This window comes from Saccharothrix coeruleofusca, from assembly GCF_014648515.1.
Taxonomy (GTDB): domain Bacteria; phylum Actinomycetota; class Actinomycetes; order Mycobacteriales; family Pseudonocardiaceae; genus Actinosynnema; species Actinosynnema coeruleofuscum.
In genome coordinates, this window is the sequence record NZ_BMRG01000017.1 from 39,598 (window position 1) to 52,650 (window position 13,053).

Below are 13,053 nucleotides of genomic sequence, written 5' to 3' on the forward strand. Positions count from 1 at the left end.
CCCCAGGCACGATCACCGCAGGCTCGGCCGTGAGCTGGCCCTGTTCGACACCGACCCGCTCATCGGCGCGGGGCTGCCGTACTGGCTGCCCGACGGCGCGGTGGTGCGGCACGCCCTGGAGGAGTACGTCCGCGACGCCGAACGCCGCGCGGGCTACCGGCACGTGTACTCGCCCGTGCTGGGGAAACGGGAGCTGTACGAGATCTCCGGGCACTGGTCGCACTACCGCGAGGACATGTTCCCGCCCATGGACCTGGGCGGCGAGCAGGTCGTGCTGCGGCCCAGCCTGTGCCCGCACCACGCGCTGGTCTACCGCTCACGCGCCCGCAGCTACCGCGAGCTGCCGCTGCGCCTGGCCGAACTGGGTGGCATGTACCGCTCGGAGCTGTCCGGGGTGCTGGGCGGGTTGACCCGCGTCCGCGCCATCCAGCTCAACGACGCGCACGTCTTCTGCACCACCGACCAGGTCGCGGACGAGGCCCTCGCCGCGCTGGCGATGATCCGGCGGGCGTACGAGGCGATGGGCATCCGGCCCGCCCGCTACCGGCTCTCGCTGCCCGGTCCCGGTGGGAAGTACGTCGCCGCCCCGGAGCTGTGGCGGCGGTCCACCACTCTGCTCGCCGACGTGCTCGACCGCTCCGGCCTGGAGTACGAGGCGGTGGCGGGGGAGGCGGCCTTCTACGGCCCCAAGATCGACGTGCAGGTGGTCGACGGCGCGGGGCGCGAGACGACCCTGTCCACCGTGCAGGTCGACTTCCACCAGCCCGAGCGGTTCGACCTCGGCTACACCGGGCCGGACGGGGCCCGGCACCGGCCGGTCATGGTGCACCGCAGCGTCATCGGCAGCGTGGAGCGGGCGGTGGCCCATCTGGTCGAGCAGCACGGCGGGGCGTTCCCCGCTTGGCTGGCACCCGTCCAAGTGGTGGTGCTGCCCGTCTCCGGCGGCGAGCTCGCGCCCACCACGGCGTTCGCCGAGCGGTGCGCCGCGTTGGGGTTGCGCGTCGAGGTGGTGGAGCGCGGCAGCCTGGGCGCTCGCGTCCGCCAATCCCGGCTGGTGCCCTACCAGGTCGTGATCGGCGGTGAGGAAGCCGCGAACGGCACCGTCGCGCTGCGCCTGCGGGACGGGCGCCGGTTGGCCCCCCTGCCCGCCGAGGAGGTCGCCGCGCGCATGGACGCCCAGGTGGAGGCCCGCGCACCCGTGCTGTGGAGCTGATCCCGCCTCCCGCCCGCGCTCGTCGAGCGCGGGCGGGAGGCCCTGTGGATGGGTCAGTTGTTGACGACGATGGTGAAGGTGGACGTCGTGTTGCGGATGTCCTGGTGGTTGTCGCTCAACCGCAGCCCGTTGAACGTCACCGAGCCGACCGCCGGTCCCTGCCCCGCCTCGGGCATCTCGTTGGCCCACAGGCCGAACCCGGACTTGGCGTCGAAGGCGTCACCGCTCTTGCGCGCCCCGGAGACGCTGATGTCGGTCAGCACGGTGTCCTGGATGGGGTTCTCCGGTCGTCCCCGGTCGTCGTACTTGGTCTGGAACATGATGCCGCTGTAGGTGGGGTCGATGATGTCGGCGTCGTCGACCCGGATGCCCCGGAACGCCTTGGAGGCGGAGAACATCCAGATGCCGGGGAAGGTCTGCCCGCCCCAGAAGTGCCCGCCCGCGCGGACGATGGTCAGCCCGGTGAACGTCGTCGGGTCCGGCCCGAAGCCGTTCATCGGGTAGCCGAAGTCCAGCGAGCTGATGGTGACCCCGGAGTACACCAGGGTGTCGGCGATGTAGATGTTGCGGAAGGTGTTGAGGTAGCCGCCGTAGACCGCCAGCCCGGCCGCGCGCCAGGTCAGGATCGAGGTCAGGTTCTCGTAGACGTTGTTCTTCTCGTCCGCGCCGCCCGCGTCGATCGCGGAGAACAGCGCGAAGCTGTCGTCACCAGTGGCACGCGCCTCGATGTTGGCAACCCGGTTGTCGGTGCTGCCGTTGGTCATGTTCACGCCGTCGGCGAAGGTGTTGCGGATGCGCGAGTCCCGGATCGTCATGAAGTCCGTGTTCGCGCCCCAGTAGAGGCACACCACGTGCTCGGCCCAGACGTTCTCGATGGTGATGTTGGAGACGTTGGCGAAGTCGAACACCTTGCCGGGGCCGTCGATGCGCGAGGTGTAGTTGCCGAAGTAGGCGAACCCGCTGAAGGTCGAGCCGTTCACCGACGACTCGGCCCGGAAGCCGACATCGGTGTTCTCCTGCGTGCTGGGGGCGAAGAACCTGGTGTACCAGGGGCCCGCGCCCACCACCTTGACCGGCTTGCCGTACACCTGGAACTTCTGCGCGGTCTGGTAGTCGCCGGCGGGCAGGTACACGCCGACCAGCGCGCCGGAGGTGTCCATGCGGACCCGGTCCAGCGCGTTCTGCACGTCCTGGTGGGTGAACCCGGCGGGCACCGCGTAGCGGGTGGGGTCGGGGTTGGCCGCCGGGGCGACCCGCTCGAAGTTGACGAAGTCGATCGCGTAGGTGGTGCTGTTGCCCGCGTCCTTCTGGAGCTTGATCCGGCTGCCCGCCGGGACCGTGCTGTCGAGCATCACGCTCGCCTCGTCGTAGATGTGCCGCGGCCCGCCCGCGCCCGGCGAGTTGCCGGGGCCGCTCTCGTTGCCGTAGAGCCACATGTACTTCGAGGTCAGGTCGATCGCCTTGTGGAAGACGCCGTCCACGTAGAGGTTCAACGTGGCGTTGATGCCGCCGCCGCCCGGCGCGTCCGGGATGGAGAAGCGGGTCACCAGCGTGTTGGTCGGCGCGGTGGTGGTGAACTCGACCGAGGCGCCGGTGGTGTTCAGGGTGACCGCGCGCCGCCCGGACGCCTCACCGGCCAGGTCGCCGACCGTGCGGTTGGGGCCGACGGTGGTCGCGCCGCCGGCGGTGACGCCGTCCTCGGCTTCCACGTGCGTCCACGGCACGTTCGCGCCGCGACCGACGAACAGCGGTTGGTCGGTGGTGTTGTTGGCCCGTTTGGCGGGGATCTCGTTGGCGTCGGCGGCGATGGCGGTGCGGACGGTGTACTTGCCGTTGGTCGCGGGCCACGAGCCGAGGTCGACCGGGGCCGTGGTCGAGCCCGCCGCGATCGCGCCGGTGTGGGTGCCGGTCAGCGTCCGCACGGCAGCGCCCGTGGTGGCGTCGAGGACGGTCAGCGTGATGCCGTGCGCGCCGCCCGCCGAGGCGGTGGTGCCCTGGTTCCTGATCGCCACGCTGAAGCTCGTGCTCTGCCCGTCGGCCGGGTTCTGAGGCGTCCAGCTCACCGGTGAGGCGACCAGGTCCGAGCTGGGCACCGGCGTGACCACCAGCGCGTCGGGGTGCGGCCGGGAGTTGTTGGCCTCGTCCTGCTCGATGACCTTCTTGGTCTCGTCGACCTTGGCGGTGTACTCGTACGAACCCGCGGAGCGCGCGCCGATGTTGGCCGTGACGGTCGCCGAAGCGCCCGCCGCCAGAGCGCCGACCGGCGCGGTGCCCACTGAAGTCGTGCCCAGGAAGAAGGTCACGTCGGTCGCGGCCGAAGCGGTGGTGCCCGCGTTGCGCACGGTCGCGGACAGCGTGACCGCGTCGGTCTCCACCGGGCTCGCGGGCGTGAACGCGGTGCCGGTGACGGTCAGGTCGGGGTTGGGGGCGGCGACGCCGAAGACCTGGAACTCCGCCACCTGGCCGCCCGGCGCACCGGTGTTGGAGGTGATGCGCAGTTGCACGTCGGCCACCCGCGCGGACACCGGGATGGTGACGCTGTTGCCGTTGGCGGGGCTGAACGAGTAGTCCGCCGCCGCCACGACGCTGGTGAAGCCGGACGCGCTCTGCTCGCGGCCGAGCACCTGGATGTTCTGCGTGCGCGGGCCCCACGCCTGGTCGGGGTTGAGCCGCAGGGTGATCGAGCTGAGGTCGGCGTTCGCGCCCAGCTGCGCGGTCAGCGTGTTCGGGTAGGTCGCGCCCTCCCAGTAGGTGGTGACGTCGTTGTCGTTGGCGTTGGCCGCGACGAAGGTGAAGGCGTGGGACGAGGCCGAGATCGGCTTGCCCAGGGCGAGGTTGGCGCCGGGCTGGCCGGAACCGGGGCGGGTCACCGAGTTGCTGTCGGCGGACTGGTTGCCCGCCGCGTCCCTGGCCCGGACGAAGTAGACCACCCGCACGCCGTCGGGCTGGGAATCGGTGTAGGACAGCACGTCGCCCGCCACGCTGGTGCGCAGCGCGCCGTTGGCGTAGATGTCGTAGCCGGTGACGCCGACGTCGTCGGTGGCGGCGGTCCAGGTCAGCCGGACCTGACCCGCCTGCGGCTGGCTGTAGGCCAGGTCGCCGGGCGCGGACGGCGCTCGGGTGTCACCGCCGGTGGGGCCGTGCAGCTCGAACTCCGAGATCTGCCCGGCGGGCCACGCGGTGTTGGCGGTGATGCGCAGCCGGACGTACCGCGTCGTGACGGTGGTGAACTGGATCGTCACCGCGTTGTCCGCGCTGGGTTCGAAGGTGTACGCCTTGGTGGGCACCAGGTCGTTGAACGCGGAGCCGTCGGTGCTCCGCTGCACCGACAGGGTCTGGGTGCGCGCGCCCCAGCCGGAGGTCGGCAGCTTCAGCACCAGGCGGTCGAGCTTGACCGCCGAGCCCAGGTCGGCCTGCAACCACTGGGGGAAGGCGTTGTTCGCGCTCTCCCAGTAGCTCGCCTGGTCACCGTCCCCGGCGTTGGCGGCGGAGTAGACGTCGGTGGAGCTGCTGGCGGAGTAGGTCGCGGCCAGCGCGGCGGTCGCGTCGGAGGCGCGGCGGACCTCCAGCTCGGAGATCTGCCCGCCCCGGCCGCCGGTGTTGGCGGTGACCTCCGCGCGCACGTAGCGCACCAGGGTGGGGTCGAAGCCCAGTTCCACGGCGTTGCCGGTGGCCGGGTCGAAGGTGTGCTCGGCGGAGGGAACCAGCGTGCTGAAGCCGTGGCCGTCCAGGCTCGCCTGCACGGCGAAGGTCTGGGACCGCTCGGCCCAGCCCTGCGGGGTGGTCAGGCGGACCTGGTCCACCCGCGTCGGGGCGCCGAGGTCGAGCTGCACCCACTGCGGGAAGGACGTGGCCTCCCAGGTGGTGTTCCGGTCGCCGTCGGCGGCCAGTGCGGCGGTTCCGCCGCTGGCGGTGACGGCGGTGCGGGGCTCGGGGGAGGTGGCGGCGTGGGAGGTGGGGGCGGCCAGGGGGAGCAGGGACAGCGCGAACAGGCAGGCGGCTGCGCGTGTCGTCGGTGACATGGCGTCCGGGCCCTTCTCGTCGGGCCGCGGAGGGACCGTCGCCCCTCCGCGCAGGGGCATGAGCGGCTTGCTGCGACCGATGTCGCCTAATTCCAGCTAGTTGTCGATTTTTTGCGTAAGGCGCTCGAAGAGTTGCAGACGGGTGACCGCCGAGTCAACAGGCGGTTCGCGGCAGGCCCATCGCGGCGGGCCACCGCGGGACGGCCGAACGCCCAGGGCCCCCGAGTTCACAACTCGGGGGCCCTGGGCGTTGGACTCGCGGAGGTGGCGTCAGCTCCGCCGCACGATCAGGCGCTGGAGGACGATGAAGGCCAGCAGCAGGACGCCGATGACGATCTTGGTCCACCAGGAGCTGAGCGTGCCCTGGAAGGAGATCAGCGTCTGGATGGTGCCCAGCACCAGCACCCCGGCCACCGAGCCGACGACGAACCCGACCCCGCCGGAGAGCAGGCTCCCGCCGACCACCACGGCGGCGATGGCGTCCAGCTCCATGCCCACCGCGTGCAGCCCGTAGCCGGACAGCATGTAGAGGCTGAACAGCAGCCCGGCCAGCGCCGAGCAGAACCCGCTGATCACGTACACGCCGACCTTGACCCGCCCGGTCCGCAGGCCCATCAGCCGGGCCGAGGACTCGCTGCCGCCCACCGCGTACACGGTGCGGCCGAAGCGGGTCAGGTGCAGCACGTAGGCCGCCACGGCCACCGCGACCAGCGCGATGACCACGGTGTGCGTGATGGTCACCCCGCCGGGCAGCTCCAGGGTGCCGGTGGCCAGCGCCCGGAACGTCGGGTCCTTGATCGACACCGACTCCACGCTGATCACGAAGCACAGCCCGCGGGCCAGGAACATGCCCGCCAGCGTGACGATGAACGGCTGCACCTGGAACCGGTGGATCACCACGCCCATCAGCAGCCCCAGCGCGGAGCCGGTCGCCAGCACGGCGGGCACCACCAGCCAGGCGGGCCACCCGGCGCGCAGCGCCGCCGCCGCGATCATGGTGGACAGCGCCACCACCGACCCGACCGACAGGTCGATCCCGCCGGTGAGGATCACGAACGTCATGCCCACCGCGAGCACGATCAGGAACGCGTTGTCGATGAACAGGTTCGCCACCACCTGCCCGGTGGCGAACCCCTCGTAGCGCAACGACCCCACCCCGAAGGTCGCCACGAACACCACGAACGTCGCGATGACGGGCAGGAACCGGCTGGGGGCGCGAGCGGTCAGCGCGGTCATGGCAGCACCACCTTTCGCCGGGGGGCGAGCGCGCGGGACAGCGCGGGCGCCTGCAGCAGGCACACCGCCAGCACCACGACCGCCTTGAACACCAGGGTCACCTCGGGCGGGACGCCGATCGTGTAGACCGTCGTGGTCAGCGTCTGGATGATCAGCGCGCCCAGCAGCGTGCCGGTCAGCGAGTACCGGCCGCCCGCCAGCGACGTGCCGCCGATGACCACCGCCAGGATGGCGTCCATCTCGATCCACAGCCCGGCGTTGTTGGCGTCCGCCGCGCTGACGTTGGAGCTGATCATCAGCCCCGCCACGCCCGAGCACAGCGCGACGAACACGTACACCGTCCAGATGATCGTCCGCGACCGCACCCCGGCCAGCCTGCTGGCCTCCGGGTTCACGCCGACGGACTCGATGAGCAGGCCCAGCGCGGTCCGCCGGGTCACCAGCGCCACGCCGACCAGCGCGGCCACGCTGATCAGGATCGCGATGGGCAGCACCAGGAAACCCGCGCCGATCTGCCGGTACGCGGGGTTGTCCACGGTGATGATCTGACCTTCGGTGATCAGCATGGCGATACCGCGCCCGGCGGTCATCAGCACCAGTGTCGCGATGATCGGCTGCACGCCGACCACCGAGACCAGGAAGCCGTTCCACAGCCCCATGAGCGCGCACAGCGCCAGCGCGATGGCCATACCGGAGAACGGGTCACCGCCCGCGGCGATGTGGGTGCAGGTCACCGCGCCCGCGATGGCGGCCACCGCGCCCACCGACAGGTCGATGCCGCGGGTGGCGATGACCAGCGTCATGCCCAGCGCGATCAGCAGCGTCGGCGCGCCGTTGCGCAGGATGTCGACCAGGCTGCCGAACAGGTGCCCGTCCTGCATCCGCAGCGACAGGAACGACGGCGTCACGAACACGTTGACCAGCAGCAGCGCCACCAGCGCCAGCACCGGCCACAGCAGCCGCCTGCTCACGAGGCCACCTTCTCCGGCTCGGCCCCCGGCGTCGCGGCGATCAGCTCCACCACGTCGTCCACGCCCAGGTCCACCCCCGACAGCTCGGCGACCACCCGCCGGTCCCTGAGCACGACCACCCGGTCGGACACCCGCACGACCTCCTCCAACTCCGCGGAGATGAACAGCACCGCCATGCCGTCGGCGGCCAGTTCCGCCACCAGCTTCTGGATCTGCGCCTTGGCGCCCACGTCGATGCCGCGGGTCGGCTCGTCCAGCACGAGCAGCCGCGGCCGGGTCACCAGCCACCGCGCCAGCAGCAGCTTCTGCTGGTTGCCGCCGGACAGGTTGCCCGCCAGCGCGTCCGGGTCGGCGGGGCGGATGTCGAGCATCTTCAGGTACTTGGCCACCAGCTCGTCGGCCTGCTTGCGGGGCACGGGACGGGCCCAGCCGCGCGCCGCCTGCATGGCCAGGATCAGGTTGTCGCGCACGCTCAGGTCCGCCACCAGGCCCTCGCCCTTGCGGTCCTCGGAGCTGAACGCGATGCCCGCTTCGATCGCCGCGCGGGGACCGCGCAGCTTCAGCGGCTCGCCGTCGACCAGCACCCGCCCGGTGTCGGCCTTGTCCGCGCCGTAGAGCAGCCGCGCCAGCTCGGTGCGGCCCGAACCCAGCAGCCCGGCCAGCCCGACCACCTCGCCGCGGCGGATGGTCAGGTCGAACGGCGCGATCGCGCCCTTGCGCCCCAGCTGCTCGGCCACCAGCAGCGGCTCGCCCGCCCGCCCCTTGTCCGGGCGGTGCTCCAGCTCGTCGAGCACGCCCAGCTCGCGGCCCAGCATCGCCTGCACCAGCTCCAGCCTGCCCAGCTCGGCGGTGGTCCACTCGCCGACCACGCGGCCGTTGCGCAGCACGGTCATCCGGTCGGCGATCTCGTAGACCTGGTCGAGGAAGTGCGAGACGAACAGCACCGCCACGCCCTCGTCGCGCAGCACCCGCACGATCCGGAACAGCTCGGCCACCTCGTCGGCGTCCAGGCTGGAGGTCGGCTCGTCGAGCACCAGCACGCGCGCGTCGATGGCCACCGCGCGGGCGATGGCGACCAGCTGCCGGATGGCGATGGGGTGGCTGGCCAGCGTGGAGCGGGGGTCGACGCGCAACCCGATGCGCGCCAGCAGCTCGGCGGCCCGCGCGCGCATGGCGCGCCCGTTGATGGCGCCGAAGCGGCGGGGTTCCCGGCCCAGCAGGATGTTCTCCGCCACGGTGAGGTTCGCGCACAGCGCGACCTCCTGGTACACGGTGCTGATCCCGGCGTCCTGCGCCTGCGCGGGACCCGCGAAGGCGACCCGCTCGCCGCCGAGCAGCACCTCGCCCGCGACCGGCCGGTGCACGCCGGTCAGCGCCTTGATCAGGGTGGACTTGCCCGCGCCGTTCTCGCCCATCAGGGCGTGGACCTCGCCGGGGAACAGCCGGAAGTCCACCTCCTGCAGCGCTTTGACGCCGGGGAACTCGACGGATATCCCGCGGATGTCGACGACCGGTTCGGTCATGGTCCTGCCTTCGTGCTCGAGGTGCGGGTGCGACCCCGCCACCACACCCGGAGGGTGGCGGGGCCGCACCCGCACGGGCCGGGGTCAGTACTTGCGCTCCGGCAGCGCCGCCTTGGCCTGCTCGCTGGTGAAGGTGGTCTCCTCGGTCACCACGCGGGGCGGCACCTCCTCGCCCGCCACGATCTTCTTGGCCAGGTCCATCAGCTGCCCGCCCAGCAGCGGGTTGCACTCGACGATGAAGTTGATCTCGCCGTTGGCCAGCGCCTGCATCCCGTCCTTGACCGCGTCGACGGTGATGATCCGGATGTCCTGGCCGGGTACCTTGCCCGCGGCCTTGATCGCCTCGATCGCGCCCAGCCCCATGTCGTCGTTGTGGGCGTAGACCACGTCGATGTCGGGGGTGGACTTGAGGAACGCCTCCATGACCTGCTTGCCGCCGGAGCGGGTGAAATCGCCGGTCTGGGTGGCCACGATCTTGATGTCGGGCCGCGCCGCGATCTTCTCCTCGAAGCCCTTCTTGCGGTCGATGGCGGGTGCGGCGCCGGTGGTGCCCTGCAGCTCGACGACGTTGGTCTCGCCCTGGGTGTTGGCCACCAGCCAGTCACCGGCCTTGCGGCCCTCCTCGACGAAGTCCGAGCCGAGGAAGGTCTTGTACAGCGAGGTGTCGTCGGAGTCGATCGAGCGGTCGGTGAGGATCACCGGGATGTTGGCCCGCTTGGCCTCCAGCAGCACGGTGTCCCAGCCCGTCTCCACCACCGGGCTGAAGGCGATCACGTCCACCTTCTGCTGGATGTAGGAGCGGATCGCCTTGATCTGGTTCTCCTGCTTCTGCTGCGCGTCGGAGAACTTGAGGTCGATCCCGGCCGCCGCGGCGGCCTCCTGGATCGACTTGGTGTTCGCGGTGCGCCACCCGCTCTCGGCGCCCACCTGGGCGAATCCCATCGTGATCTTGCCGTCGTCGGCGGACCCGCCGGACTGCCCGCCGGACGAGCCGCACGCCGTCAGCGTGCCCAGCAGAACCGCGCAGGCGGCGGTCGCGATCTTCTTCAGCACTTGCTTCCTCCGTGTGAACCCGAGACGCTCGCGGACGGGCGTACCGCGTGACCGTGGTCACCTGGGGCACAAGAGTGAACGCTCACAATGCACTCGTCAACCCCCCGGAAACACGGATGTTGCGCTCTTGACACGCTGTTCGGAGGCGACTTATGTTAGCGCTCACTTTTGTGATCCAGTGCACGGCACGCCCCCGGACGCCCTGTTCCCACGCGCGGCCCGCGCCGCGCGCAGACGAGAGAACGACGGTCATGGCCTGCGCACGCCCCCGTCCCCGTCCACTGTCCGCGGCACTCGCGCTGGCGCTCGCCGCGGCCGCACTGACCACCCCGACCGCGTCGGCCGACGACGCGCTGGTGGTCCACTACCCGCTCAACGAGACCACCGGCACCGCGGTGACGGACGCCTCCGGCTCCGGCCGCACCGCGACCCTCGTCGGCGACGCCGCGCCCTCGGGCGCGCAGGGCCTGCGGCTGGGCGGTGCGGGCGGGCACGTCAAGCTGCCCGACCACCTCCTGCGCGGGCTGACCGAGGTCAGCGTCTCGGTGCGGGTCCGCATCGCGCCCGACCAGCCCACCCCGTACTTCATCTGGGGCCTGGGCAACTCCTCGAGCAGCGCGGGCAACGGCTACCTGTTCACCACCGGCGACGGCTACCGCACCTCCATCGCCACCGGCGACTGGTCCACCGAGCAGACCACCTCCGCGGGCCGCGACCTGGCGCGCGGCGTGTGGAAGACGCTTACCTACACGTTGGGCGGGCGGACCGCCGTGCTGTACGAGGACGGCGTCGAGGTCGCCCGGCGCACCGGGGTCACCACCACCCCGGCCGACATCGGCGGCGGCAGCACCACCGCCAACTACCTGGGCCGCTCGCTCTACAGCGGGGACCGGTACTTCAAGGGCGACCTGCGCGACTTCAGGCTCTACAGCAGGGTGCTCAGCGCGTCCGAGGTGCGCGAGCTGGGGGTGGTCCCCGACGCCGAGCGCGCCCGCCGCGACGCCGACGCGCTGGTGGTCTGGGACGCCGACGACATCAGGGGCAACATCACGCTGCCCGCCGCCGGCCCGCACGGCACCCAGGTCACGTGGCGGTCGAACAAGCCCTCGGTGATCACCCCGACCGGCGAGGTCCGGCGGCCCGCGCACGGCACGAGCCCCGAGCGCGTCAAGCTGACCGCGACCGTCCGATCAGGACAGCAGCAGCGGGTCCGGCACTTCGAGACCACGGTTCGCCCGCTGCCGCGGCGACAGGACTACCAGGGCTACCTGTTCGGCTACTTCACCGGCGAGGGCACCGCGACCGGCGAGCAGGTCCACTTCGCCGCCAGCCGGGGCGACAACGCGCTGAAGTGGGACGAGCTCAACCGCGGTGCCCCGGTGCTGACCTCGTCGCTGGGCGACAAGGGCGTGCGCGACCCGTTCGTCATCCGCTCGCCCGAGGGCGACAAGTTCTACCTCATCGCCACCGACCTGAGGATGTACGGCAACGGCAACTGGGACCTGGTGCAGCGCAAGGGGAGCAAGCACATCGAGGTCTGGGAGTCCACGGATCTGGTGAACTGGTCGCAGCAGCGGCACGTGCGCGTCTCGCCCGACACGGCGGGCAACACCTGGGCGCCCGAGGCGTACTACGACGAGTCGATCGGCGCGTACGTGGTGTTCTGGGCCTCCAAGATCTACGCCGAGAACGATCCCGAGCACACCGGCAACACCTACAACAAGATGCTCTACGCGACCACGCGCGACTTCCGCACCTTCAGCGAGCCGCGCGTGTGGGTGGACCCCGGTCACTCGGTCATCGACTCGACCGTGATCGAGCACGACGGCGTGTACTACCGCTACACCAAGGACGAGCGCAGCAACACCTCCACCGCGCCGTGCGGCAAGTTCATCCTGGCCGAGAAGTCCGCGCAGCTGCGCGGCACCAGCTACGACTTCGTGGCCGACTGCGTCGGCAAGGGCGCGATCCGCCAGGGCGAGGGGCCCACGGTGTTCAAGTCCAACACCGGGCAGAAGTGGTACCTGTTCATCGACGAGTTCGGCGGACGCGGCTACGTGCCGTTCGAGACCACCGACCTGGCCTCCGGCCGGTGGACCCCCTCGACCGACTACCAGCTGCCCAGCCGCCCCCGGCACGGCACCGTCCTGCCGGTGACCGCGGCCGAGCTCGACCGGCTGCGCGGGGCCTTCCCCTGAGCCCACCGCCTGGGGGCCGGTTTGAGTCGCGTTCCCGCGGCGCGCCGACCCGCCGGAGCGGGCGTCCGAATGGGACGGCGCCGGGTGGGACAATGGTCATCGGACGGTCACCTCGGGCGGAGGTGCCTGTGTTATCGCTAACATCGGTACCGCACGACCGGAGTCGAAGGTGGGCAGGCAGTGGAGAACAGGACCTCGCGCGATCCCGCGATGACGGATGTGGCCCGGCTCGCCGGCGTGTCCCACCAGACGGTGTCCCGCGTGCTCAACGGTCACCCGAACGTGCGGGAGCAGACCCGGTTGCGGGTCCGCGCGGCCATCGCGGAGCTGGGCTACCGGCCCAACCGGGCCGCCCGCGCGCTGGTGACCGGGCGCTCGCAGCTGATCGGCGTGGTGGCGCAGAACTCCACGCTGTACGGGCCCGCGTGGCTGCTGGCCGCGGTCGAGCAGGCCGCGGCCGAGGCCGGGTTCGCGGTCAGCGTCGGGCTGGTCAAGGCGCTGGACCGGGCGTCCATGGCGGACGCCGTGGAGCGGCACCGCGACCAGCGGGTGGCGGGCATCGTGGCCATAGCGCCCACCGCCTCGGCCAACGAGGCGCTGGCCGAGGTGTCCGCGGGCGTGCCGCTGGTGACCATCGACGGCGACCCGGCGCGGCCGACCCCGCTGGTCACGGTCGACCAGGAGGCGGGCGCGCACAGCGCCACCCGGCACCTGCTGGAGGCCGGGCACAGCACGGTGTGGCACGTGTCCGGCCCGCCGGACTGGTTCGACAGCGCGGGCCGGGTGCGCGGCTGGCGGCGGGCGCTGGAGGAGGCGGGCGCGGAGGTCCCGCCGGTG

General features: G+C 71.5%; 8 protein-coding genes. 3 read left to right on the forward strand and 5 right to left on the reverse strand.

Translation table 11 applies throughout. The annotated features are described in order from the left end of the window. Positions 1-1,213: threonine--tRNA ligase (gene thrS / locus IEZ00_RS29215; protein WP_229796195.1), on the forward strand; the 1,213-nt coding region annotated here is incomplete at its 5' end. 53 nt (positions 1,214-1,266) lie between these two features. Here thrS and IEZ00_RS29220 read toward each other — a convergent pair. From IEZ00_RS29220 to IEZ00_RS29240, 5 genes are all read right to left on the reverse strand, one after another. Next, positions 1,267-5,235: a discoidin domain-containing protein gene (locus IEZ00_RS29220; protein ID WP_189226579.1), complete on the reverse strand. Its 3,969-nt coding sequence runs from the start codon at positions 5,233-5,235 to the stop codon at positions 1,267-1,269. A gap of 270 nt (positions 5,236-5,505) precedes the next feature. Further along, entirely contained in the window at positions 5,506-6,471 is a 966-nt protein-coding gene (gene yjfF, locus IEZ00_RS29225) for a galactofuranose ABC transporter, permease protein YjfF (protein ID WP_189226580.1), read from the reverse strand. After that, on the reverse strand, positions 6,468-7,442 hold the full coding sequence (locus IEZ00_RS29230; protein WP_189226581.1) for an ABC transporter permease: 975 nt from the start codon (positions 7,440-7,442) through the stop codon (positions 6,468-6,470). Before IEZ00_RS29230 ends, yjfF begins: the two co-directional genes overlap by 4 nt. Continuing rightward, complete coding sequence (locus IEZ00_RS29235) at positions 7,439-8,965, reverse strand: sugar ABC transporter ATP-binding protein (protein WP_189226582.1); 1,527 nt, start codon at positions 8,963-8,965, stop codon at positions 7,439-7,441. The genes IEZ00_RS29230 and IEZ00_RS29235 overlap by 4 nt, the downstream gene beginning before the upstream one ends. An 84-nt stretch (positions 8,966-9,049) precedes the next feature. Next, positions 9,050-10,018: an ABC transporter substrate-binding protein gene (locus tag IEZ00_RS29240; protein ID WP_189226583.1), complete on the reverse strand. Its 969-nt coding sequence runs from the start codon at positions 10,016-10,018 to the stop codon at positions 9,050-9,052. Between the two features lie 251 nt (positions 10,019-10,269). Between IEZ00_RS29240 and IEZ00_RS29245 the strand changes: the two genes are divergently transcribed. Beyond that, entirely contained in the window at positions 10,270-12,216 is a 1,947-nt protein-coding gene (locus IEZ00_RS29245) for an immunoglobulin-like domain-containing protein (RefSeq protein ID WP_189226584.1), read from the forward strand. A 180-nt stretch (positions 12,217-12,396) separates the two neighbouring features. Beyond that, on the forward strand, positions 12,397-13,053 hold a 657-nt coding region (locus IEZ00_RS37300; RefSeq protein WP_229796196.1), incomplete at its 3' end, for a LacI family DNA-binding transcriptional regulator.

What these genes read in the sequence shown, in the direction of transcription:
- IEZ00_RS29220 (WP_189226579.1), bottom strand. Translation starts at nt 5,235, where the DNA reads ATGTCACCGACGACACGCGCAGCCGCCTGCCTGTTCGCGCTGTCCCTG.
- yjfF (WP_189226580.1), bottom strand. Translation starts at nt 6,471, where the DNA reads ATGACCGCGCTGACCGCTCGCGCCCCCAGCCGGTTCCTGCCCGTCATC.
- IEZ00_RS29235 (WP_189226582.1), bottom strand. Translation starts at nt 8,965, where the DNA reads ATGACCGAACCGGTCGTCGACATCCGCGGGATATCCGTCGAGTTCCCC.
- IEZ00_RS29245 (WP_189226584.1), top strand. Translation starts at nt 10,270, where the DNA reads ATGGCCTGCGCACGCCCCCGTCCCCGTCCACTGTCCGCGGCACTCGCG.